The sequence below is a fragment of the Nocardia sp. NBC_01377 genome, assembly GCF_045040005.1.
Taxonomy (GTDB): domain Bacteria; phylum Actinomycetota; class Actinomycetes; order Mycobacteriales; family Mycobacteriaceae; genus Nocardia; species Nocardia noduli.
In genome coordinates, this window is record NZ_CP109567.1 from 14896 (window position 1) to 39674 (window position 24779).

Sequence of the window (24779 nt, forward strand, 5' to 3'; positions counted from 1 at the left end):
CGTCGCGCATCGAGTAGGTGTCGTGGTGGCGGCCTCCGATTTCGAGTGTCGACATACTCGCACGGCCCGTCCGCGTCGGTCCGAAACTGTCTAGGAACGACCGCTCGAGACAGTTGAAGCAAACATCGTTGGATGCCAGGCGAGGAAGACATGGGACATTCATTCGGCAACTCCGACAACGAAGACGGCATCACCGGCACCAGCAGCACCGCAGTCGGCGTCCACGGCAAAAGCACGACCTGGAACGGCGTCAAAGGCGACAGCCAAGACAACGCCGGAGTCTCGGGCACCAGTGAGAAGTTCGTCGGGGTCTGGGCAGAAAGCAAGGTGCGCGAACACGCGGGCATCTTCGCCAAAGGCCCCAAAATCGCCGGATTCTTGGTCGCCGTATCGGCATGGCGCCGAATCAGCGACATCACTTACTCCCGACCATAGCGGTCTATTGGTATCAGAAAGAAACGAGGTTACCCCCATGGATGTATTTTTTCCCAATCAGAACATCCCTCCGACGCCTCCACTCTGCGGCGTATTGCAGATTGGCGGGTTCCGGACATTTCGCAGTCTGAAGCAGATGAGGTTCGATGATCAGCGGAACACGCTCATCACCGAGCTGACCAACCGAACCAATCAGTCCGTGAGCCACTACCAGTCGCTCAATGACGACGACCTCGCCGGTGCCGGTGCCGTACTTGTGTTCATCCGTCAAGCGGGTATCCGCACGGACCTGGAAATCGAGAGCATGAGCGATGACGATCTTCGCAACACACTGATTGTCGAGGTGAACTTACAGACAGGTGTCTCCGTCCCGCAACTTCAGGGTCTGACGAATTCGGAACTGGTACTCGTGGGGTTGGGGAAACGGAAAACCTATATTCGCGGTGCCCTGCAAATCGGACGGTTCCGGACCTACCGGCAGCTGAACACCATGAAGCGCGAAGACCAGCGGAACACGCTCATCACCGAGCTGACCAACCGAACCGATCAGTCCGTGAGTCACTACCAGTCGCTCAATGACGACGACCTCGCCGGTGCCGGTGCCGTACTTGTGTTCATCCGCCAGGCGGGTATCCGCGATGATGCCGCCATCGGGAAAATGAGCGACGACGACCTTCGCAACACACTGATCGTGGAACTTGCGGAGTTCGGCGGCGGGCAGGCCCACACCAACTTGGAACTGGTTCGCGTGGGCCTCACCAACGTCGCGTTCATCGACCCGGTGAACTAGCTGAACTTGACGCGGTGAACGATCCCCGGGCGCAGACTCGCGGGAACACCACCCCCTTTCCCCACGAGTCACAGCCGAGTTCGGAAATCCGTCCGTTCGGATGCACCTACCTGCACATCGCACTCGAATGACCACTCACGGTTGGCCTACGCCGAGGCCCTCGGCGACGAGCAGTCCACGATAACGCTGGTCTGCTCGTCACGCAGGTGACCGGTCCTCGATAAAGGGACCAGACCATCAGGTGGTCCCATTTACCGGACATGCCACAAGTGGCCGGTCCAGCTGCGTCGGTCGCGATAGGGGCGCTGTCGGTAGCGTCGGCCGCGTCGCTAACTGGAAACCGCTTCGTTTCGTCGCATAGTAGGACCAGGACTGCCATTATTCAGTCGGTGCTCGTCAGACAGTTACGGTTGATGCGGCTGAGGAGATCACGATGACGACGGGAGGCGTGCCGCCCAGGCGGCCGACCAGTCCAGCGCGGCGCCGTGGCCGTTCGATGAGGCCACCGGCTCCGCCCGACCGGCCACAACCCCCACCGGTGTCGGATCCCCCCGCAGCGACTGGGCGGTTCGGGCGACTACTGCACTGGCCGGGGTGGGTGAAGGTCGCGGCACTGGCGACGATTGTGGGCACACTCGGGGCGTCGGGCGCGGCGATCGGTGCTCTGTGGTTCACCGGGCAGTCGCTACGAGCGACCAACAGCCAGATCAGTCTGGCTCAACAGACCGCGGTCACCGACCGGTTCCGGCTGGCCGCCGATCAGTTGGCCTCGGACAAGATCAGTGTCCGGATCTCGGGCATCTACCTGTTCGAACGGCTCGCCAAGGACTCACCCGCCGACCATCCGACGGTGTTCGCGGTACTTGCGGCGTTCCTGCGCACCCAAACCACCGCATCCGCGTGCGGAACCCCCCAATCACCGGCTGACGAACCACCGGCCGACATCCAAACCGCGCTGACGGTTATCGGCCGTCGCGAAGTCGTCCACGACACCGTCGACCGAACGCTGGTACCGCTGGACCTGCGCAGGACCTGCTTGTCCGGCGCGGATCTCGACAACGCGCACCTGGCCGTCGCGTTCCTCCACCGTGCATCCCTCATCGGCGCCAACCTGATTCACGCAGATCTCACCAACGCGAGGCTCACCGACGCGAACCTCACCGGCGTCGACCTGCGCTACGCGGATATGACCTACGCTCACCTCATCGGCGCCGACCTCACGGGCGCGACCCTCACCGGCGCGACCCTCATCAACACGAAGCTCACCGGCGCGAACCTCGCCGGCGTCGACCTGCGTTATACGAATATGACCGACGCGAACCTCACCGACGCGAACCTCACCGGCACGATGTACGACAACGACACTCGGTGGCCCGAAGGGTTCACGCCCCCGCCCAGTCGATGAGGTAGGGACCGCGTAACTTTCCTTCGCTCCTCAACCGACAACCCGGCGCGTGCTACGCCGCACCGCCCGACACCGGTGAACTCAGCATGGGACTGTCTCGATACTTGTTCAGGTGCGGCGCAGTCGCGGGTTCATGGCGCGGAAGTCGGGGCCGAAACCCAGGTCCTCGACCGGTGTTTCGGTGTCGGGGAGCCCGAACCAAGCCGGAGGGATCACGGCGTGGGGCAAACCGTTCAGTTCGACGTGGGTCTCGGTGGTGCAGCGGTGCAGGGGTCCGTTGGCGGCGTCGAGGATGTGCTGCATCTGTGGGTCGATGTGGGAGGTGAACAGGCTGCTCATCGCCAATCCGTCTTCGCTCAGGCGTGAGGCTTCGAAGACGGTGTGTAGGGCGGCGAAGCGCATTGCGACGCCGCGGTGGCGCCACCATTGGCGACACCAGGTGTAGGTCTGTTCGCGGTTCTTGCCGACCAGTCGCACCGAGATCACGGGCAGCAGCCATTGTTCGACGAAGTCGAAGAAGACAGGGAACCGCATCGGCGGAGGGGGCGGCGTGTCTGCGTTTTCGGCTTCGGTGGCGCGGGGTTTTGTCCTGCTGATTTCGGGGCCGAACCATCCGAGTGGAACGGGATCGAATGGTAGTGACGCCAACGCGACGTGCTGGGCGCGGGTGCAGGCGTGCAGGGGCCCGTTGGCGGCGTCGAGGATTCGTCGGAAGTGGGCATCGACGTGGTGGAGCAGGTAGGAGTTGACTGCGGCGCCGTCCTTGCGGATCCGGGCGGCTTCGAACGCTCGGTGTAGGTGCGCGACGCGGACCGTGACCGCGCGGTGTCGCCACCATTGGGTGCACCAGGTGAAGGTGTTCTCGCGGCGGTTCTCGGCCAGCCGCACGGTCACGACGGGCAGCAGCCAGTTCTCGGCGAAGGTGACGAAGTCGGCGTACTTCGGTGCCTCGGTGCCCTGTTGCGGTGCTGATGCGGGTGCGTTCATAGTGTGAATCCTTTGACCGCCAGGGTTTCTGACGGGTCGTCGTTGTCGTCGAATTCGGCGAGGGAGGCCCGGACGTGGTCGGCGTATTCGGTTTCGGACCAGGTGACCTTGCGGATCAGGATCGGTTTGTGTCCTGGTAGGCGCACCACGGCGCGGGATTTGGGTAGGGCGGCGAGGTCTGCGACGGACAGGTTCGGTTCGGCGCGCCAGTTCACGGTGCGGTTACGGCCGCCCGGGCCGATGCTGTAGGAGTGGTCGGCGACGTCGTGTTCGTCGGCGATGCGTGACCATTGCTGTAGGAATTCGGTTTCGCCGATGCCGCCGCCGTAGACCTCGATGGCTTGGGCGCGAATGGTTTTCAATCCGTTGGCGCCCCACAGGTCTTCGCCTTGTTCGAGTACTTGCAGGAATGTCATCAGGATGACGCCGTGTCCGCCTGCGTAGGTGTAGTAGTTGGGCAGTGCGGCGATCGGGCAGCAGTTGGCGGCCTCGTCGAGTACGGCCAGCATCGGGACCGTCAGCCTCCCGTCCGGGCGGGCTCTCGCCACGGCCAGCGATGCTTCCAACAGTTGCCCTACCAGCGCGGCGGTCAAGGGTGCGGCCGAGTCGGGTCCGGCCATGCTCAACGCATACAGGGTGTCGGTAGAGGTGACGAAGGCTCGGGGATCGAACTCAGGCAGGTCGTGCATGGTCTCGTGTTGCAGGGTTGCCTTGACCACGACCTTTTCGCCGGACTCGTAGGCGCTGATGGTGCGTCGCCTGGGTGGGATGACCATGCAGGCGTACACCTCGTCGGACAGTACGTTGAGGAACCGTCGCGCCATGTCGTAGAGGCCGTCACGTTGGCGCGCGTAGAGGGCCTGGTATTCGGTGACGCGGCGGGCGGCCCGATATTTCTTGGCGTGGCGCAGGATCAATGCCGGGGTTTGGTCCTGGTCGGATCCCAGCCAGTCCGCGACGTGCAGCAGGTCTCCCTTCGCGCAGGCCGCGGCCAGCATGTAGGTCGCCAGCAGGTCTTGGGCGCCGCCGTCGAAGTACGCGTCGATCTTCGCGTCTTTCTCTTTCGACGCCGACACGAAGAACGACGCCAACTTCCGTGCCGCGGACAAGGAATCGACATGGCGGAGATGGTCGACCCAGAACCCGATCTCGACGCGGCCGGTGACGGCTTGGGGGTCCGACAGCCACACCTGCCCGCGTTCGCGTCGTGCCGCGCAGGTGTGCCGGTACAGGTCCGGGCGGTTCGAGGTCGCGACGACCGGCCCCCACCCTGCCAGTACGGCGGGGATGGCCCACACCATGGTCTTGCCGGTGCGGGTACCGGCCTCGATGAACACCCCCAGTTCGGCCGGGACGTGCAGAGCGAGGTTGCCTGCGACGGTGTATCCGAGCAGTGGTCCCTTCATCGCCTGGATGTCGGTGCCCGCGTTCTTGAGCAGGCGGGGCGCCGCGGCCGCGTTGTCGGCCACCCGCGCCACTCGCAGATCCTTCGGGCGTTGCATGGTGCGCGCCGCCGAGTCCACCGACGGCCCGACGGTGCGCCGACCCCGCCAGATGATCACGACAGTGGCGGTTACGACGATTTCGAGGATCGCGACGAGCCAGGACTGCCACGGCCACGACCGGCTACCGAACAAGACCTCCAGCAATGCGGCGGTGGGGTTCCAATTCACGGGTTGCCCCGCGACCAGGCTGCCGATACTCAACGCCGCCCACACACCGAGACCGGCTCCGATCACCGCCAACGCCACGAGAAGCCGCGCCATTTCCGGGCCCATACCCGACGTCGAACGTCGCCGCGTCTCTCGTCCCGTACTCACCGGACACCGCCTGCCACACAGGGTGTCTCGCCTGGGAGCGCATCACGCCACCGAACCTGACGGCGCTGCTCGACTGCAGGTGCGGTCATAGCTGCGCCTCCGCCTCGACACCGGGATCTGTCGATGTCCTGCCGTCGATGTCAGCATCGATGGAGGTGGGCGCGGTGCGGTGGGTGGCCGTTGGGAGAGCAGCCACGATGAGCGAGCCCGCGTGATGATCGACGCTCGCGGAGGCTTGTGCCGGCGGCGACCCGAGTTCACGCCCGGCGAACCGGATGCTGGCGGTGTCGCGGGCGGCACAGACCTCGGTGATGCGCATCGACCACGCCGTGCTGGAGGCGACGATCTGCTGTCCTTGACCGTCTGCTTGTTGCAGCCATGCCTTCGTTTCGCTGGTGATTACGGTCGCTGTGGTTTCGGAGGCTCTGGATTCGGTCAATAGTTTGCTGATCTCGCCGGTCAGTTCCGCTGAGATCTGCGCGCTCGATGGATGACCGTTGGCGATGGCGGACAACTGCCAGGTGAGGGATTCTTGGTCCAGGGTGGCAGGTCGCGCCGTGGCGGCCGTGCGGTTCTCGGGTGCGGTGAGGCTGTCCAAGGCATTGGTGATGGCGGCCGCGCCTGTGGTGGCGATCCGTTCTGCTCGACCGTTCAGAAGGGAGAGGTCGGTCTCGCGAAGGGCGAGTTCGCTGACGAACAGCAGCCGATCCGCTCGGATGTCGCCGGCGTCGAATAGGTCCATGACATGGCGCAGTCGTGTGTCTTCGATTCCGAGCAGCCCGGAGTGAGCGAGGTCCTTCTCGATCCAGGAACGGCTGCTCAGCATCGCTGCCACGTGGCCCTGGACCATTTCCCAGTCCCGATCGTCGATGTGCGGGGACGCGGCGACCGTGGCGCCGAACGAAACTGCGGTGCGTAGTTGGTCACGGTATTCCCGCACCCGCCGCGACAGCGCGCGGCGGTCTACGTTGAGGTCGGTCCAGGGCGGGATGGGCTGTAGCCGAGTACCGGTGAGGGTCGCGGTGCGTGTCGTATCGGCCAGTTCGCGGTCGTCCGGGCTCAGCAGGCCGGTCAGCGCCGTCCACCGGTCGGGGTCGAGCGCGGGAGTGTCCACTTGGCGTATGAGGTCGGCGAGGGCGTCTGCGACCACGGGTTTGATCTCTTCGCCGGGGTCGATCAGAGTCGGCGCTTCGACCAGATAGTCCAGATCCGCGGTCTCGCCACTGAGGTAGGCCAGAACGAATACCGCTGTCTTACTGTCGGACTCGCCGACACCGAGCTCGCGGAGCCGGGCGGTGAGCGCGACCCGCTTGGCACGAGAAGCCGGCACCACCAGCGCGGACTCCACCCCTGTCGGTAGTGATTCCGACGACCGGCGCAGCAACGTCAGCGCCGTGAAGACGGCTTCCAGGTGATGGTTGTGCTGCACGGTCAAGGCTCGACGCTTCTGCTGGGCGGGAGCGTCGAAAGCAGGATCGACGTCGACGGTGCCCGCCTCGACGTCGATGATCAGCCCTTCCTCGACCCGATAGTCGGCAACGAGGTCCTCGACGAGCCGTGCGGCCACGCTGGAGGTGTCGCGCCACATCAACGCAATACGCAGCTGGTCAGCAGCCTGTTCACGCCCGCCTTCTGTACGTGGGACCAGGAACTGGCCCTCCACCGCCGTGCGCATGGCAGCGCGGTCCTGCGCGGTAAGGCTTGCCATCGCCTGCCTGCGCATCACGCCTCCGCGGGCCGCCTCACGCAGGGCGACCGCTACGAACAGGTATGCCAGCTGTTGGCGTGCTCCGCGGGGGCCACGGCGGGAGGCTTCCAGGCCGGCATTCTGATCCTGGGTTTGGCTCACTGAGGTCACCTCTCTCCGGTGCTGCGAGGTCCCGATCTCGCTGTGGTTTCCGTTGCCCGAGTGCCGGGCTGGTCGACAGCAGCCCGCAGGTGGGCCGGTGCCTGATCAATTGCGCCGTGCGTCAGCGGATCCTGAGCGCCCCGGGCGGGTCGTGCGTCGTGTGGCCGAGCTGTGCGCGGAATGCAGGGGTGTCACGGCTGTGCGCCTTGTTCGGTGCCGGGACGGGTTTGGGCGGCCTGCTCGGTCGAGGCGTGCGGGTCGAGGTGGGAGTGGCGGGTGATCTCGTGCGGTATCGCCGCACCGATGATCGAGCGCTGGTCGCGGTCGCCGACCTCGATCCCTGGACTGCTCTGCAGGTGTATCGGCTCAGGCGCGAGGAGCCCGAAGTGCAGTTGGCCTGCGTCGCGTGCTGCACACACGGTGGACAGGCGCTCGGTCCAGCCTGTCCGGCAGACTTGGAGGTGGTCGCCTTCGGCTCGCGCCCATCCCAGGCATCCATGGAGTTGGCCGCGTACCAGGGCGGTGGCCTGTTCACTGATCGCGTGGTCGGCGATGATCCGGTCCACGGCTGCGACCAATTCGTGGCTGCTCTGCTCGGAATCGGGGTCGCCGTGCGCGATCCGGGAGAGCCGAACCATGATCGACCATTCGTCGAGGTCGGCGTACTCGTCGGGGCCTTCGAAGTCCAGGGCGAGGTCGCCGTGATCCTTGCCTGCCTCCAACAGCGCGTCATTGATCAGGGCAGCCGACAGTTCGGCCCAGTCCTCACCGCGCTGCGACAGTCGTTTCTGGTCACGGCCGCGTTGATAGAGCGACCCGACGAATACCGCGTCGTCGACGTAGATGTCGCCGAGGTCGCACACATGTAGCGCTTGGCGTAGCCGGATCTGTTCGATTTCGAGCAGCCCCCGGTTCTGGACTGACACGGCGTCCAGGGATTCTCGTGTGTCTCGTAGTCCGGTGAGTTGGTCCTGTACCCAATCCCATGCGGCGTCGTCGATGGTGGCGGGTTGCTCGACCAGGTGATGCGCCGTCGTTGTGAGACTGTCGAGCTGCTCGCGGTAGCGGGTCAGCAGATATCCCAGTTCCGCCCGATCCGTGTGGTCGGGCCACAGTGCCGACACGGCCACCGACTGCTGTATCGCTGCGGTGCGAGCGGCATCAGTACGAGCACGGTCGGGTGTACGCAGTAACGCGGTGGCGGATTCCCACCACGGATAGCGCTCGGTCCAATCGGGTGCGCCGCCGAATCCCCACTCCTGTTCCGGGCGACTCATCTGCGCGAGGTCGCTGTCCAGAGCCGCTTTGATCTCCTCTCCCGGATCGATCAGCGGCGGCGCTTCCTCGAGAAAGCTCATGTCGGAGGTGTTGCCACTGAGATAGGCGAGAACGAAAACAACTGTCCGACAAACCAACTCAGCAATTCCGCGCTCGGCGAGCTGAGCACGCAGCCTGTCACGACGCGCGCGGCCGACCGGCACCCACAGCGCGCCGATCACGTGCTCGCTCAGGCGCGGCCAGTAACGTTCCACGATCGCTGCGGCCGTGGTGCGTGCTCTACGCTGGCGTTCGTCGAGGGCCATCGACAGGCGGCGATTCTGCTCGACCTCGCTCGAGAATTCGGGGTCGACCTCTACAATCCCGGACTCGACGTCGATGATCAGACCGTGTTCTTCGCGGTAGTGCCGGGTCAGGTCCCGGACAATCTCTGCCGCCGGTGGGGAGTGTTCGCTCCACAGCACGGCCTCTCCCAGCGCGTGCGCCACCCACTCCCCCGCAGCGTCGAACCTCACCCTCGCCAAGCGCGCCTCGGCCTGAGCTGCGCGCGCCGAACGGACCTGTTCGGATGCCTCTGCCATCACGTGCCGATGCGCCCCCAGCGCCGCGAACGCCTCCCGCAACGCCGCGACGACGAACAGGTAACTCAGCTGTTGACGTATGCCGACCGGACGTGCCCCCAGCCGCACCGATTCGGTCTTGATCTGTAGCAACCCGGTCATCGTCGATCACCGGCCGCACTGCTCGAAGCTGACACAGCGGCGACGGTGTGTGTTGCTGGTGCGGTGTGGGCCGGTGTCATCGCCCTGCCACCGTTTCCGTCGCGGGCCCCTGCGAGGCGACGATGTCGGGCACGGTCGTCAGCGGAACGTGCCCGGAGCGGTCGACCTGATCGGGCAGGACGTCGCCGATGAGCGCGGCCGTGAGATGGGACGCCGGGGGGCACACACCCGAGCGGAGCGAGACACCGGCAACGACGACTGTTTCGAATTCCAAGGTGGCGTTGTCGCGGGCTGCGCATACCTCGGTGATGCGTTGATCCCATGCTGACCGGCACCCGAGGACCCCGACGCCGTGGCGTTCGACCCGCGAGGTCACCGCGTTCATCGTGTGACGCAACGCTTCCGCGGTCACCCCCGGTAGCTGTGTATCGCTCAGGCGCTGTTCCAGGGCAGCGCTCAGCCGAGCGAGATCCTCGACGGGCGCTTCAGCGTGGGCTACCGATGCCAACAACATCGCGACCATGGCAGGCTCGAGCAGGGCGAGCGGGGCGCGGTCACGTCCCGGGCCGTTGTCGTGTAGCCCGGCCGTCTGGATCGCGGCGGCGATCTCCTCGGCGCCGGTCTGGGCGAGTCGATCACCGAAATCACGTAGGCGATCCAGCTCGGCGTCTCGCATCGCGTGTTCGCCGACGAACACCAACCGGTCCAGCGTCGTCTCACCGAGATCGAGACAGGTCATCGTGTTGGCCAACCGGACCTTCTCGATATCGAGAAGGGCGAGGCCGCGCTCATCGATGGCGCGCTCGAGCAACTCGCGGCTGCGTTCCACACCGGTCACCGCAGCTTCGACGAAGTCCCAATCGCGGTGACCCGGTTCGGTCACCACCGCCAGGTCTGCGGCGATGCCGGTCGCGGCGTGCAACCGCTCACGGTAGGTGAACAGCAACCGCGTCAAGGCTCGCCGGTCGGTGGACCGCGGCCACAAACCATCGGACACTCCCTGTCCCGGAAGCGCGAGGGCTTCGCTGCGGGTACTGATCGCGCGAGCGCGGTCGGCTGGACGCAAGATCGCGGTGGTGTAGCGCTGCCAGCGCTGGCGATCCGCCTCCGAGGGCCACGGCAGCCCCCGGTCGGCAAAGCGTGCGATATCGCGCACCACCGCGGATTTGACTTCCTCGCCGGGGTCGACCAACACCGGGGTATGGCTCCGATAGTCCAGCCCGGCGATGGTGGTGTTGCTCAGGTAGGAGAGCACGAATATTGCTGTCCGGCGCTCGATCTCGCCGACTCCGAGCCTGCGCAAGTCGGCATCGAGTACCTCACGCATCTCGACCGACGTCGGTGGCCGCAGCTGATATTCGAGGACGTCTGTATCCAGCGCAGTCGAGGTGGACAGCAGTTGCGCCACCACGGCGCGCGCTCGATCCTGGAATCCTCGGTGGGCTGTGTTCAGTCGACGTTTCTGCTCGGTATCGCCGTCGAAGGATCCGTCGAGCTGTACGACTCCGGTGTCGAGGTCGATGATCAGACCTTCTTCGTCGCGGTAGTGGCGCGCGAGGCGGGACAACAGTTCGGCGGCGATCATCGACGTTCCGCTCCACAGGACCGCCGTGCGTAACAGATCTGCGAGTTCCTCACGACCGCAATCGAAGTCGCAGTCCAGGAGCCGACGTTCGGCCTCGGTCTGCAGCGTGGCACGGACGTTTTCGGGCGCGCCGTCGATTCGTCGGTGATGCGCGGCGATTCCGGCGAGTCCGCGTCGCATCGCGACCACGACGAACAGGTATGCCAGATGCTGACGGGTGCCGGCGGGCCGGATGCGCGAGCGTACCCACCGGAACGCTGTGTTGCTGGGATCGACCATCTCGCTTTTCCTCGATTCCTCTTGGCGACGATGAACCTGGAGCCTTCTGAACACCGCGGCTGGTCGTACGGCTGCCTCGGCTGCTCTCATGAAAGCCGTTGGGCAATAACTGTTCTCGTGGTCGGTTCTCGCTGTCCGGCGGCGAAGCTGGACCGTGTCCTCCGACCGTGTATTCGGCCGCATTCATGTCGCGCCGGGTCCGTTCTCCGCCTCCGCGCCGAGAGCCGGAATCGGCATGACGCGTTCGGCGGATACGGCGGCGCCGGGTTGCACTCCGGCGGCGGCGGTTGCCTCTGGCGAAGGGACCGCGGAGCTGATGGTCTCCCCGATCGATGTCCCGTCCTCGACCCCGGGTTCGGAGGACTTCTGTTCGCCGTCCCGATCCCGCAGGAACTCGCGTGCGGTGAGATCCTCTGCGGCGGTCGCGACCGCCTCGACGAACTCGGGATCCGGGGCGGGGCCCGATGCGTCGGACTGCGCTTGTGTCGTGAAGGTGTCCGGGTCAATTTCCGCGTCGGCGGCCACCCGTTCGCGGTACGCATCAGCGCGTTGCTGTTGTTCGGCTCCCTGATCGGCGCTGCCCTCGGCGGCGGCGTATCCCGCAGCGGCTTCGTAGCTGGCCTTGCGGCCGGAGTTCTGATGCGCGATGCCGGTCTGGAATTCGTCTGCCCGTTGTAGCTTGTCGATGCGTTGCTGGGTCAGTTGCATCTCGAGGTCGTGGCGCTGCTGGTCCCGGGTCTCCCGGTTCGTCCGTAGGTCCAGGTCTGCCGTGTTCTTCTTCTCGGTGAACTCTCGGGCGGCTTCGCGGTCGGTTTGGCGTTCCACGAATTCGGCGACCTTGATCTCTTCTTCGGTTCGCGCCGTAGCTGTGCGTGCGTTGGCGAGGTCGAGGTTGGCCTTGTGCTCGGCCGCTCGGCGCTCGTCCTGCAGTGCACTGAGAAAGGCGTCGAACACGACCTTTCGCCCGCGCAGGTTGACTTCTCCGATGCGGGCGCTGGTGAACCCGGTTTCACGGGCGCTGGCTTGGACGCTGGCATCGCGCTTCCACTCCAGTTCTTCATCGCGGCGCTGCTGCTCTCGGTACCTGCCGGCCACGTCGAGGTCATGTCGCTGGGTCTTCTGATCTGCCTCCAAGACCGTGGCGGCGATTCGGGCCTGAGATAGCGCAGCCCGCAGCACACTTTCGTTTGCTGATCGAGAGTCGGCGTTTGCTGATCGAGAGTCGGCGAGAACGCCCCGCAGTGCATCGCCCAGTGCACGCGACCGGTTGACACCCTGGATGAAGCCCGCGCTCATCGAGTGGGTGATCTCGTCGACTGGTTCGCTCACCGAAGACTCCCAATGGCTTTCCGGGCCGTCGATGTTCGGCGATCCCACGGACAGCTGGCGCGCGAATGGCAGCAGGGGATGGCACCGAACCGACGGGCTCATGATCTGCGACGTTCGCGGCCGTGGTTCGAAAGAGTGGGTGAGGACTCAACAGCGACCCAGTTCGGGGACCGCGTGATAAACCGAAACTGGTTGTCACGGGCCGATGTTGGTCCTCACATCCATCACACCCAATCCGGCGCGAGCAGGCCAGCATCGCAGCCGATGCAGTTTGTACCGATGCTGGCCAGCATCGGTACAAACCGTTACCGCGCACTGTCGCGGTATCCCCGGTCGCCGCAGCCGATATCTATACGGCGCTGCCGATTCCGGGCCGGACGGGGCCGGGGGAAGTTCTGGTGCGTGGCGCTGGACACGGTTGGTCGGTGGGGTGCGCTAGCGTCGCGGTCGTGGCAGGGATTCCGGTACGGGTGGATATCGCAGGAACGGTCGAGATCGTCGGGGCGGCATTGTCGTTCGATTGGACTTGGACGTCCCCGGATGCTGCGCGGTTCGCCGATACCGTGCGGTGGAGCCCGCCCGCGGAGATCCAGGACGGCCCGTCACGGGCGTTGTTCTCGGCGATACCGCTCGCGGTATTGGGGGCTCCGGCCATCTTCTGGCACCGTGGCCCCGCGTTGCAATGCGTGCACGTGGTCGTCTCCGACCGTCCGGACGAGTTCGAAGACGGCACCGCCCGGGCGGTCACCGAAGCCGCGCAGCGGCTGACCGATCGGCTCACCGAGTTGCTCGGTGCACCCACCCTCGGACCGTTGGGCAGCGACTACGGGCCACGCTGGGCGACGCCGGAGCTGACGTTCGGTGTGGTGACCTCACGCCACGCGGTCGAGTTGATGCTGGTCAGTCCCCTCTGCCAACAATTCTGGGAGCAGCGCCATCGCGCACGGGTGACACGGCGTGCGGGGTTGACCCAGTGGGACCGCTACGCCGAATCCCTGGCTCGCTTCCTCGAAGACATCCGCTTCGAATCGGTGCTGATCATCGAAGCGCCGGGGAACCGCTACGTCCAGTTCCTCAAGCACTCCGAGGGGTTGGTGGTGGAGTTGAGCAGGGCCGAATACGTCGACGCCGAGTACAGATACGGCACCTTGGTCGCCGACATCCTTACCGAAAACGGCTGGACGCTACCGGCCGATCCCTCCCAGAACTGGATACGTGAATATCCGTTACTGATCGAGGCGACCCGATATCTCGACCTGGCCGGGCACGCTGTCGCCGGACTCGTGGCGATGGGCGTTCAGTCCCCTGCCCAGTTGAATCCCCAAGCCTGGCGTGCTGGCTACCGCCCCCTCTACACCGACTCGATCCGTCCCGCCGACGACCGCCCGCAGCCGTTCGAACGCACCGATTCCCACGAGCACGGCACAGACCTGACCCGCTCGGACTGGAACGACGAGATCACCCTCGACATCGCCGGTGCCCTGCAGGTGATCGGTGTGGCCTCGACATTTCCCTGGACCTGGACTGCCGTCGACGTGGCACAGTTCGCCCATCAACTCGGGTGGTCTATCCACTCAAGTCCTGGATCCGATCGTCAGGTCTATGCCGACACCGACCTCCCCGCTGGCTGGATGGGTGCGCTGTTCTGGCTGGCAGGCCAGACCCTGGAGACGGTCAAGGTCACCATCAGTGACGATTTCGGTGACGTCGACCTCGAGGACCCGGGATACGCCCACTACGACGGGTATCTAGATCCAATGCCGCGTAGTTAGGGCTTCTGTCTGGTTGTCAACCGGGCAGTATCTGGATGTTGATTTGGGTTTGGTAGTTGGTGCGGTCGATGCCTGTTCGGGCTTGGTGTTTGGAGTTGGCGCGTTTGACCACGCGTGGGCTGATTCTGGTTCGGCGTGGGGGTAGTGGGTCGGCCAGGACGGCGCGTCCGATTCGGCCGATCAGGTCGATGGTGGTGTCGGTGATGACGCCCGCGGCGTGGATGACTTGGTCGCGGGCGGCGTGTAGGGCGATGGTGAAACTTGCCTGGTCGGGGCTGGTGGTGGGGTGGTTGGTGGTGGCGTCGGCGATCGCCGACCGCAGGGCTTGATAGGTGATGAGCAGGGCGTAGAGCTCCTGTTCGATGCCGGTGGGGGTGCGGGCGCGTAGGACGCGTCCACCGAGAATGCTGGATTTCAGTTCCAGGTAGCAGGTCTCGATTTCCCAGCGTTGGTGGTAGAGCTCGACGAGATCGCGGGCGGGGAAGGCATCGTGGTCGGTCAGGGTGGTGAGTAGTCGATAGCGTCCGACGCGACGCTTGGCTCGATATTTCCCGGTGCCGGTCACGGCGATCTCCGCGTCGATGACACGCAGTTTCACCGTGGCGAGGATCGTGAGGTAGGAGCCGTCGGGGTAGCGCTGGATCGGGGGAAGTCTGCGGTTGTTCTTGCAGCGGATCAGCAGATCCGCGTCGGTGTCGGCGATCGCGGCGATCAGAGCGGCGACGGCGAAGTTACGGTCGGCCAACAGGAGCATGCCCGGGCGCAGGCAGCGGACAAGGTCGGGGGCGTAGGTCGTCTCGCCGATTCCGGCCGGTCCGAACACGGCGTCGATGAGGGTGCGGGTGCCACACGCCACGACTGTCAGCAGTCGTAGGATCGGATATCCGCTGCCACCGTTGTTGCAGGTGTGGTGGGTATAGCGGGTCAGATTCGCGGCACTGTCGGGTATCGACATCAAGGTGCCGTCGATCGCGCAGACCAGCAGACCCCGCCACCGTCGGGCTCCGGCGGGCGGGCCCGCGAGCAGCGCGAACAGCGCCCGCAGGGGTTCGACCCCGATCCGTCGCCGAGCTTGGGCCAGCGCGGAGCTGCTCGGGCGCGCCGCTTGCTGCAACCCGGCGGTCAACCGTGCCCAGACCTGCCCGTAACCGGTCTCGGTGAACAACCCGGCCCCCAGCAGCAGATACACCACCACCCGCGAGGGCAGGTCCCGGACACGGCGCTGGGTTCTCTTGGTTTCTTCGAGAACGGCATCGACCATCTCGAACGGCACGATCCGGGTCAGCTCGCCGAGATGACCGGGCGCGAACGCGCCCTCGGCTACCGCGACGACACGGGGGATGACAGACTGAGCAGACAGCGGAACTCCGACCGGTAGCGACAGGTTGTCTTGCGAGGACACACCCATCAATACCCGGAGTTCCGCTGTTCTGCATCACCCAGACATGCTGGCCATCAACAACATTCGATACCACATGCCGATCAACACCCGACACCGAGCCCATCGACTTGACGACAGACCCGCAACCTTAACTACGCGGCATTGTATCTAGATCGCGCGCTCCACACAGCCATGGTCGGATTACGTGAGGCACTCGGCGATCCCGTGTACGGCACCCTGCACCACACAATGGGCCTGTGCTGGGATCTGCCCGGCGTCGTGGTCGGGGTGGTTCGCGATCCGTCGGACAAAATCGTCCTTCAACTCGTCGGTCCCTCGGTCATCGAACACGGTCGAACGAGATGGCTGCACCACGCCACGTCCGATATCGCCCGCAGATCGTGGATCCAACTGCACGACGACCTCGCGACCCTTCTCGTCGTCGATCTACCGACCGGGTCGAGGTTGCGCCTCGGCGGCGGCGACAACTGGTTCGCCCGCTTCACCGCCCACCCCGACACGGTCGAAGTCGAACTCGGCAACCCCGACTTCCTCGATCCACGCTGGCGATTGCCGAGCCATCACCAGTTCATGACCGATCACCTGGGCTGGTACGAGCCCAGCGACACCCGCCCCACCTGGCACAGGCACCTGCCCCTACCCGCCACATTCGCCGACTACGTCAAACTCGCCCGGGCCGTGACGTGGGCGCTACGCGCCCGAAAGTCCTGCGAACCCGAGGATCTCGAGATCCACATCGAAGAAGCCGCGACCACGCATACGGTGGCGTGGCCCTGGTCCTGAATCGACCCGCCGCTGCCCATCCACCACGGGTAGTCGAGCAACCGGACGGTGGCAGACGTGGACCAGCGCGTCAGGCAGCAGTGTCGGTGACTGCCGCTATCGCCTGGAAGAGCCGGATGTAGCCGTGGACCTCGGCGATGATGCTGGACTCGACGTGTAGCGACCGAGACTGTTCGTGGGCGGTTCGAATCCGCAACGGCAGCGCAAGGTCACGGTGATAGCTGATACGGGTCGTGCGGTTCCACAGCCCCTGAAAGTCGGGGTCGTGGCGCAACCGGCCGAGCACGGTCCGCGCACCCGGTGAACGTCGGTGCAGACCCAGCGTCGCTTTCAACGCGCTCACCACCGACGCGGCTTCGTTTCCCCAGTCGGCCAAGCGATCGCGGGCGTGCTCGCTGAAGTGCCAGACCACCAAGTTGTCTACCCCGTCGAGCCCGGGAAACATGTCGTGCACACCAGCGTTGGCGGCGAGCAGGTTCCAGAACGGGTCGAAATAGGCCGCGCGGACCTCCGCCTCGTCGAGGATCCTCAGACGTTCAGCGATCGCGGTGCTCTGCCGGATACGTGCCCGCATGATCTCGGTGCTCAGCACCGGAATAGGCGGGTCACGAAGTTCACGGATATGACGTATCTGCGCGGCGGACAGGGTGTAGCCGGTGGTGAGCAGTTGCAGCGCTTGAGGTGTCGGTATCCGCAGGTCTCGCTCGATCTGGACGAGATAAGCGGTGCTCAGTCCGACCCGGTGAGCGGCGGTCTCCTGGGATATCGGCCGACCAGTGCGCGGATTGAGCGTCGATTCGCGGACTTGACGCAGGAACCGTCCCAGGCTCGGCACCGACAGATCCCCGAACGCCGCACCAGACGACAAGGACAGTGAAACAGACCTGGCCGCAGCAGTTCTCGAAGACGGTCTGTGCTCCGGCGCGGGCATTGGCCTCTCTCCTGATGCGATGGTGCCCCCGAGGTGGCGGGTCAGTTGGTGATGCGGTAGCCGGCCAAGCGCCACCCGTCCGGAGTGCGTGTCGTGGCGGCGGCGATCGTCGACGCGCTGTAGGGCGTGTTGGTGGCGTCTCGGTGGAGCACCGTTTGGGTGAGATGGACGATGACCGTGCAATGGCCGTGCTCACACACAGGAGCAAGGTCGGCACGGGTGGTGGCCGTGACGATGTCGGAGGATCGTCGCCAGCTCTCCCACACGGCCGGTGTGCGAACCTGAGCAGGTGAGCGGTCGGTGGCAGCAGCGGCAGCGAGGTCGGCGGTCAGCCAGGCACGTGCCCGCACCATCGCCGAACCCGGTGTGGCATCGGTGACAGGCTGCCAACTGAACATCAACGCCAAGCCCTGCTCGGCCACTGTGGTCGGGGACGCGTCGTGTGGCTGCGGACCGAGGTGCGCGTGGTCAGCGTCCCCGCCCGAGAGGTGCGACGGAAAAGTATCTGGTGATCGGCTATCGTGCCGGGTCGCGACGGTCACCACGATCAGGACCGTGGCCACGGAGGCGAGCAGAATGCCGTTGCGTTTCCTCATGATCGACGTCCCGCGACATGACGGCCGAGGTCCGCAATGGGTGAGGGCGGCATGGAAATTCTCCTGTCTTGCGGTTCAGTCGAGTTGGTTGCTGTATTGGGGTGCGGTGGCGAGGATCTTGTCGACGTACGGGCGGGTCTGGACCTGGTAATCGGTGGCGCCGGTGGGGAATCCGCCCGAGGACAGCACCGCGCCTTCTCCGGCGTTGTAGGCAGCCAGATACAGTTCCGTGGCCCCGTTGGGTGCCGAGACGCTGCCGTCGGCGATCCAGGCGTCGACCTTGTTGGCGATGGCGCACATGTAGCGGCCTTGGCCGATGATGGCGTCGCCGGGATCCCACACGCTGGCGGTGCCGTTGCCGTCGGAATCGAGGACATAGGGGCGGCCGTCGTCGGGGTTGTTCGCCGCGGCGGTGCCGGGCAGAAACTGCGCGATCCCCAACGCTCCGGCACCGGATCCGGCCTGCGGGTTGAACCCGGACTCGGCGTGGCCCTGCGCGGCGAGCAGTGACGGTTTGATCTGCGGGCACAGGGTCCCCGCTTGGCGGTACCACTGCTCGTATTCGGCGGGCACCGACCCGGGCGCCAGGTCGTCATCAACCGACCCGCCACCCCTTTCCGGCCCGCATCCGGGCACGCCACCGTTGGTCGCGGGGGCTGTCGCGGCGACCGGTCCGTCGGCGGGATCGCCGGTGGTGACGGTGATGTGGACGTGGTCGAAATGGTTGGCGGTGTCACCGGCGTCGGGGTCGAAGTTCGGGGAGGGTTCACCGGTGGCGGGACGGTAGACGCCGCGCCAGATGATGTATTCCACGCGCAGGTAGGGGGCTTGGGTGATGGCGTAGTCGGCGACCGCGTCGCCCAGTGCCTTGCCTTCACCGCTGGCGTAGTCGGGGATCATGACGTCGATCGCGCGCCCGTCGGGATGGTCGGGAAACGGGTCGGACGCGCGCCAGCCTCCGATTCGGGTGATCTGGGGGAACCGTGTCAGGATCGTGCGTGCCAACCGCACCGCGTTCGGTTGCAGGTGCTCCTCGGACCCGACCTGTGGCGGCAAAGGTGCCAACCCGCCCTCGGCAACGGCCGTGTCGGGGACCGACTGCGGATCCGGGCTGCTGCTGTCCGGTGGGAGCGTGGACGGCGCGGTGGGCGCGCCGGGTTCTCCGGCGGTGGCGAGCCAGGTGGCGGGGTCCTCGGCCGTGCCGCCGCGTCGGGTCTCGAAATGCAGATGCGCACCCTGCGGGCCGGGAGGATCTACTTGGCCGTTGTAGCCGACGAGCGCGATCTGCTGTCCCGCCCGCACGCTCTCACCGACGGTGACGGAGATGTCGTCGGGGAACATGTGTCCGTAGACGGTGATGATCTCGGCGCCGTCGATGTTGTGGGCGATCCGCACCCAGGATCCGAACCCCGACGCTGGTCCCGCGTCGATGACCTTCCCGTCGGCGGCGGCGTAGATCGGGGTGCCCGCCGCGGCGGCCATGTCGACGCCTTGATGGAACTCCCCGCCCCCACGCACTCCGAACCCGGAAGTCAGGGTGTAGGTGCCCGATTTCATCGGTGATACCCGAGAACCCGCCGGAAGCGGTGGGGTCGTACTAGATTCGACGACCTTGCAGGATGTTTCGGGTTCGTCGAGCACCAGCAGCAGCACCAGGGTGAGCGCGGCGAGCCAGAGCGCGAGCACCGCAGCCAGCAGCTTCATCGCCGTGTTCCTCGTCGGTTGTTCAGCGCGGCGGCGAGGTCGCGGTTGAGCTGGCGGGCGACGGCCAGTTGGGCATGGGTGTCGGCGAGTTCACGGCGAAGCTGGGACGCGGAGACGATATTGCGTTGGGTGCCTTCGGCCGCGCGCACCCACTCACGGACCGCGCTGGCCGACACCCCGATCTGTTCGGCGACCGCACGCCGGGCAGCGGCCTCGGACTGACCGTACGACTCGAGAGCAACGACCGCCGCGATCGCCGCCTCGCGTACGGCGGCGTCGGTATCGCGGTAGCGACCCAACGTCTCGCCCGCGCCATGCCTGCTCCCATATCCGGGGCTGCTCACAGGCTCAGGCCTTGCTCAAGCGCAGGAGTGTCGCAGACATCGGAATAGGCGACGGAACGCGATGTATCCAGTTCGAGAATTCCGTGCAGTGGCAGTGCCGCGCCGATCAGGTCGGCCCCGCTGTCAGGGTGTGCTGGTTCGGAAGCGTCGGTCTCGGCGGTTCGGAGCTGCTGGACCACGGGCTCATGCCTCACCGCAGGCGCGTCCCGCAATGAAAAGTCGAGCGAATAGGCGCGCACGGCCTGCTTGAGGATGTCGCTTCGGTGGACAGGGGCAAGACCGGTCACACCGTCTGATTGGCGCTCTGATCCCGAGGAAATCAGATCTACAGGACCGTGTGCGGCATCCAACCGCAGTTGGCGGGATCGCGTCGGGTTCTCCGTGCCGGTCACCCGCGCGCTCACGCGGTCGACCCGTCTTGGTGGGGGTGAAGGGGTGAGTGTGCGCTCCTCTCGGATGCGGACTTTTGCGGGGTCGAATACCAGGTAGGTCAGATGGTTTCCGATCTCGCCCTCGCCGCCCTCGAGGGCGAGGACACCGTCGAATCCCCGACCTCTCAGATGGTCTGAGAACAACTGGTCGCATCGTTGAGCGGCCAGCTTCACTGTTCCGGGGCGCACGCGGCCTTTGTCGATATCCTCGATCGTCCGCAGCAAACTCGCGGTCACGTAGTACTTTGCGCCAGCGCGGGAGGCATCGACGAGTTCACCCAACAGAACAGAGCGGAACTCGGTCATCACCTGCTCGACAGTTCCGGGATCGGTGAGATCGACCAGACGTAGCCGGTCGACTTCGACCTCATAAACCACCGGAGTGCCGGATTCGGCTCGGTGCCTGGCGTATCCACAGGCTGTCGGCTCGTCAGCCAGGTACACCCCCGCCCCGACGGTGGTTTCCTCGGCGCGGGCGAGCTGGGCGATGCCCGCGGTCGCCGATCCGTGAAACAACCGCGCACCGGCGTTCATGACTTTGCTGCGTGTGTCACTCACGGCAGGCCGGTTCTCGCGGCGTTGATCGCTTGTGAGGTGCCGCGCCTCCACTGCGCTGGTGTGTCAGGTCTGTTCGGGGTGCTGGCCGCCGGGGACCTCGCTTGTGCCCTGCCATGGGGATTTCTCCTGTCGGTGCCTCACGTCGTGTCGGTGCAGCGATGGTCAGTGACTGTTGCGGGCCAGCGGACGCCCGAGGTGCGATGCGGGCGACGCTGCGCCGACTCGGAGGAATTCCTGCCGGTGTCTTCGGAACTCACCGCGATCGGTGAAGAAGTCTTCGGCCATTTCGGTCAGTTCGGCGACTTCATAGGCGTCGATCGGTTTGGTGAGCGCCGCGAGCCGAGCGGCTTTGCGACGCAGGGCGTCTCCACGGGACTGCGGATCGGTGTATCGGCGCGCCAACCCGTCGAGCCAACCGTCGAATTCGCCGCTGTCGGGGCCGACGTGGTCGATCAGGCCGATATCGCGGGCGGTGGCGGTGTCGAGGGCGTCACCGCTTTCCAGCAGCGCCCGAGCCGTCTGCGCACCCACTCGGTGCGGGAGGGTGACGGTGTGCAATTCCGAACCGGTCAGCCCCATCGGCTTGTACGCCGGTGTCAGCGTCACCCGGCGTCGGGCCGCGACGATGTCGGCGGCCAGCGGTAGCGCGACCCCGCCCGCGCCCGCGTTGCCGGTGATCGCGGCGATGGTGATCTGCGGGCAAGCCAGCAACGCCTTGCAGACCCGGTTGATCGCTTTGATGTTGGCCCAGCCCTCGGCGGCGGGATCGGGGGCCAGTTCGATCGCTCCCAGGTGGATGCCGGTCAAGAAGAAATGCGAGCCAGCGCCGCGTAACACCAGCACATCGGTGTCCTGCGCGGCCGCGGTGTGCAGCGCGGCGGCGAGGCGGTCGCATTGCTCGGTGGTCAGCGCGCCGTTGTAGGCGTCCACGGTGAGGGTGCCGATAGCGCCGTCACGGCGGTAGTCGATGTCCCGGCATCCCGATTCCGCCCGGACCGGCACCGCCCCCAGATCGACGCCGATATGGGCGAGCACGCTGGCCGCGGGACCTTTGCAGGTCGGACCGTCCTCGAGCCGCGCCCGCAGATGCCCGATCCAGATCGTTTCACCTGTGCCGCATGCGATTTCGATGAGGTGGTGTCGGCGGCCGATGATCGTTCCGGGTTCGGCGTCCACTCCGATACGGCCGGGGTGGGCATCGTAGAGATGCACGGTGTGATCGGCCAGAGTGGTCCGGAGTCCGGGGGCGCCGTCGGCGGTGTGAACGCGCGCCAGGATCGTCGCGGCGGGGACGGTCCAGGCCACCTGTCGATCGTGTTGGCGCATCGGCGGCCGGGTGCGGGCATCGGGTACCGGACGCGGCGCGCGGTCCTGGTCGATCGGCACGAAATCGGGGTCTTCGGCCCGGGCGGCGGTTTCCAGGATGCATTCGATCGCGGCGTCGGCGACGGCGGTGTTGTAGAGGGTGGATTTGCGTTGCGGGTACTCGACGGTGACCGTGCGCCACGCCCACACCGGGCCCGCGTCCATCTCGGCGACCGCGCCGATCGCGGTGACACCCCACCGGGTGCGGCCCTCGGTCAGTGCCCAGTCCAGGCTGGCGGGTCCACGATCGCCGACCGGACCGGGATGGATGATGACCACACGGTGATGCTCGTAGATCCCGGGCGGGATCGCGGTGGTCAGAAACGGGCAGATGACCACGTCGAACTCGTGCGCGGCGACAGCGGCGTCCATCGCGGCCGCGTCGGCGACCACAGCGGTATGCACCTGGTGACCGTGACCGTGACCGCGCAGCGCGAGCTCAGCTCGTTGGGTCAGCCCGTTGCGGGCACTGGACATCAACAGAACACGTTGGGACATAGTAACTTTCCTCCTGGGTGAGCGACGGGCGGCGATGTTCGGCTCGGATGGCGGTGGCTGTGGCTCGGGAGCTGGCGCGAGGCGCGATCTGCACTGCGGCAGGTGTGGTCATGTCATTGGTGTGGGGGGCGGTAGCTGCCGAAGTGGTGAGCGATATCGCCTGTTGCCCGAGCATGTGGCTCGGTGGTATCGGTATGTGTCGCGGTAGCGGCATGTGTCCGAACGCTGGGCTCGGATCGGTCGCGGGCAGGTGCGGGTGTGTTCCCCGGCTGCTGTCGGTGAGTGAATTGCTCGAATCTCGAGGTCCAGAACCGATGGGACCGCGCCAACATGTCGGCTTGGCCGATCGCTTCTTCGACGTAGCCCGCGATCGATGCCCTGGCCTGCTGACGCACGAGGGCGGAATGGCCCTGCCCTGCCATCCATTCGTCCCACCTGGCGAGCGCGGCACGGTGTCGGTGGTGGGCGTAGCCGGTGATGTCGGGGCGGTCGGCGAGCTGGTAGAACGCCTCCAACAGCGGTTCGTGCAGGCTGTCGGGTGCGGAGTGCTCGCGGTACTCGTCGTCACCTTCGGCGAAGGCTTCATAGACCGCGGAGGCCAGTTCGGTGCTGTAGTCGGTCATCAACTCCGTTGCGGCCTCCTGGTGCTCACGCATTTCCTGGGTGAACAGAAACAGCTCCCCGACGAACCGCAGACGCGGTGTGCGCACGCTGATCTCGGCCCCGGCCGTCGTCTGAATCAGTAGTTCGCGTTCGATTCCGATCAGGCCACGCCCGTGGCGGGCGGCGTCGAGCAGAACACCGGCCATCTCGGCGAGTTCGCTGACATAGCCGGTGATCCGCGCGTGGTGTTCGGCGTCATCGACCACCGCGGGCAGTCGTGCGGCGTAGGACTGCACGCTCTGACTCCGGTCCCTGTATCGCACCAGCAGCTCGTCCGCGCGATTGCGGTCCAGGTGGTGAGGCCACAGCACCGGCGGTGCGCCGTCGTCGGAGAACGCCTCCAGTGCCGCGTCGACGCGCGCACGGTCCGGCGGCGATAGGACCGAGTACGCGAGCCGGAATCCCGGATCCAGTCTCAGTTCTTCGGGGATCGGTGCCGACATGGTTTCCTCGGAGGGCTTCTGGAGGCGGTCCAGGCCGGACTGCACCACGCTCTTGGCTTCTTCGGCGAGGTCGACCAGCGGCAGTGGCGGCACCTCCAGATCGATACCGGCGGTGTAGTCGAACAGATAGGCGTCGATGAAGAGCACTGCCTGGCGAACGGTTTCACTCACACCCGCCGTCGCCAGCGCCTCAGTGAGTTGCTGGTCATGCAGTCCGGATTGCGTCGCGCGCAACGCAGCCGCGCTGGCTTCGCCCGCAACATCCAACACCTGCGCGGACGCTTGCCACATGCGGGCGGCGCGTTCGTCGGCGCGCCGGGTCTGGCGCGTGTGTTGCGTGGCGTCGTCGTCGAACTCAGGATCCAGTGCTATGGCGGGGGTTTGGGTGTCGATGAGCACGCCGTACTCGATCCGGTAGTGCTCGATCAGCGGAGGCAGCGCCGCGCGCGCGACAGCGGACTCGTCGTGCCAGATCAGAGCGTCGGCCAAAGCCACGCACGCGGTGAACGCGGTCGCGGTGGCATCTGGGGAGGTCAGCCGTTGCTCGGCCGCCTCACGGGCATGTGGGTCGATCGGACCCGGAGACCGGGTGGCGTGGGAGCGATAGACGTTTTCCAGTGCGATCCCGGCTAGCAGGTATCCCAGCCGGACCAAGCCGCCCGCTGGCGCGTGGATCCAGATGAGCGGCTGCCTGTGCGCCACTTGCCAATCGCGGACGGAGGCTTCACGGGCCACCGGCGAATGCGGTTCGATCATTTGTCTACCTCGAATCGTTGTCGAGCTTGGTGGGACGGGGTACCTACCGACGAG

At 65.9% G+C, this 24779-nt stretch carries 19 protein-coding genes; 5 read left to right on the forward strand and 14 right to left on the reverse strand.

All coding sequences use genetic code 11. The annotated features are described in order from the left end of the window. The first annotated feature begins 132 nt into the window (after positions 1-132). The 3 genes from OG225_RS40545 (at position 133) to OG225_RS40555 (ending at position 2630) form a co-directional block, all read left to right on the forward strand. The gene (locus OG225_RS40545) at positions 133-435 is read left to right on the forward strand and encodes a hypothetical protein (RefSeq protein ID WP_331758299.1); all 303 of its coding nucleotides are present in this window, start codon (positions 133-135) and stop codon (positions 433-435) included. 136 nt (positions 436-571) lie between these two features. Then, complete coding sequence (locus tag OG225_RS40550) at positions 572-1225, forward strand: hypothetical protein (protein WP_405183627.1); 654 nt, start codon at positions 572-574, stop codon at positions 1223-1225. Positions 1226-1763: 538 nt separating this feature from the next. Continuing rightward, a complete protein-coding gene (locus OG225_RS40555) occupies positions 1764-2630 on the forward strand; it encodes a pentapeptide repeat-containing protein (RefSeq protein WP_405183628.1) in 867 nt (288 codons plus the stop codon). A 108-nt stretch (positions 2631-2738) separates the two neighbouring features. Here the strand turns inward: OG225_RS40555 and OG225_RS40560 are convergent, their stop codons facing one another. The 6 genes from OG225_RS40560 to OG225_RS40585 all read right to left on the reverse strand — a co-directional run bounded on the left by OG225_RS40560 (position 2739) and on the right by OG225_RS40585 (position 12446). Continuing rightward, the gene (locus OG225_RS40560) at positions 2739-3617 is read right to left on the reverse strand and encodes a DUF4913 domain-containing protein (RefSeq protein WP_331758308.1); all 879 of its coding nucleotides are present in this window, start codon (positions 3615-3617) and stop codon (positions 2739-2741) included. Then, the gene (locus tag OG225_RS40565; protein ID WP_405183629.1) at positions 3614-5437 is read right to left on the reverse strand and encodes a type IV secretory system conjugative DNA transfer family protein; all 1824 of its coding nucleotides are present in this window, start codon (positions 5435-5437) and stop codon (positions 3614-3616) included. Before OG225_RS40565 ends, OG225_RS40560 begins: the two co-directional genes overlap by 4 nt. A gap of 85 nt (positions 5438-5522) precedes the next feature. Further along, positions 5523-7286: a hypothetical protein gene (locus OG225_RS40570; protein WP_405183630.1), complete on the reverse strand. Its 1764-nt coding sequence runs from the start codon at positions 7284-7286 to the stop codon at positions 5523-5525. A 191-nt stretch (positions 7287-7477) separates the two neighbouring features. Continuing rightward, the gene (locus tag OG225_RS40575; protein WP_331758317.1) at positions 7478-9286 is read right to left on the reverse strand and encodes a hypothetical protein; all 1809 of its coding nucleotides are present in this window, start codon (positions 9284-9286) and stop codon (positions 7478-7480) included. Positions 9287-9362: 76 nt separating this feature from the next. After that, the gene (locus OG225_RS40580) at positions 9363-11150 is read right to left on the reverse strand and encodes a hypothetical protein (protein ID WP_331758320.1); all 1788 of its coding nucleotides are present in this window, start codon (positions 11148-11150) and stop codon (positions 9363-9365) included. Positions 11151-11333: 183 nt separating this feature from the next. Continuing rightward, on the reverse strand, positions 11334-12446 hold the full coding sequence (locus OG225_RS40585) for a hypothetical protein (protein WP_405183631.1): 1113 nt from the start codon (positions 12444-12446) through the stop codon (positions 11334-11336). A 482-nt stretch (positions 12447-12928) separates the two neighbouring features. Here OG225_RS40585 and OG225_RS40590 point away from each other — a divergent pair, with 482 nt between their 5' ends. Continuing rightward, positions 12929-14251: a DUF6301 family protein gene (locus tag OG225_RS40590; RefSeq protein ID WP_331758325.1), complete on the forward strand. Its 1323-nt coding sequence runs from the start codon at positions 12929-12931 to the stop codon at positions 14249-14251. 16 nt (positions 14252-14267) lie between these two features. Here the strand turns inward: OG225_RS40590 and OG225_RS40595 are convergent, their stop codons facing one another. Next, entirely contained in the window at positions 14268-15593 is a 1326-nt protein-coding gene (locus OG225_RS40595) for an IS4 family transposase (RefSeq protein ID WP_331758796.1), read from the reverse strand. Between the two features lie 231 nt (positions 15594-15824). Between OG225_RS40595 and OG225_RS40600 the strand changes: the two genes are divergently transcribed. Next, positions 15825-16436: a TY-Chap domain-containing protein gene (locus OG225_RS40600; protein WP_331758328.1), complete on the forward strand. Its 612-nt coding sequence runs from the start codon at positions 15825-15827 to the stop codon at positions 16434-16436. Positions 16437-16506: 70 nt separating this feature from the next. Here the strand turns inward: OG225_RS40600 and OG225_RS40605 are convergent, their stop codons facing one another. The 7 genes from OG225_RS40605 to OG225_RS40635 form a co-directional block, all read right to left on the reverse strand. Further along, positions 16507-17271 carry a helix-turn-helix domain-containing protein gene (locus OG225_RS40605; protein ID WP_405183632.1) on the reverse strand — a complete coding sequence of 255 codons (765 nt, stop codon included), beginning with the start codon at positions 17269-17271 and terminating at the stop codon, positions 16507-16509. A 137-nt stretch (positions 17272-17408) separates the two neighbouring features. Further along, positions 17409-17963, reverse strand: coding sequence for a hypothetical protein (locus tag OG225_RS40610; RefSeq protein ID WP_331758335.1), 555 nt, complete (start codon positions 17961-17963; stop codon positions 17409-17411). Positions 17964-18038: 75 nt separating this feature from the next. Beyond that, complete coding sequence (locus OG225_RS40615; RefSeq protein ID WP_331758338.1) at positions 18039-19667, reverse strand: M23 family metallopeptidase; 1629 nt, start codon at positions 19665-19667, stop codon at positions 18039-18041. Then, positions 19664-20011 (reverse strand): transposase, encoded by a 348-nt coding sequence (locus OG225_RS40620; RefSeq protein WP_405183633.1) that lies wholly within the window; start codon positions 20009-20011, stop codon positions 19664-19666. Before OG225_RS40620 ends, OG225_RS40615 begins: the two co-directional genes overlap by 4 nt. After that, positions 20008-21000: a hypothetical protein gene (locus tag OG225_RS40625; protein ID WP_331758344.1), complete on the reverse strand. Its 993-nt coding sequence runs from the start codon at positions 20998-21000 to the stop codon at positions 20008-20010. The genes OG225_RS40620 and OG225_RS40625 overlap by 4 nt, the downstream gene beginning before the upstream one ends. A gap of 162 nt (positions 21001-21162) precedes the next feature. Then, positions 21163-22863, reverse strand: coding sequence for an enoyl-CoA hydratase-related protein (locus OG225_RS40630; protein WP_331758346.1), 1701 nt, complete (start codon positions 22861-22863; stop codon positions 21163-21165). 113 nt (positions 22864-22976) lie between these two features. After that, positions 22977-24725 (reverse strand): hypothetical protein, encoded by a 1749-nt coding sequence (locus OG225_RS40635; protein ID WP_331758348.1) that lies wholly within the window; start codon positions 24723-24725, stop codon positions 22977-22979. Positions 24726-24779: the final 54 nt, after the last annotated feature.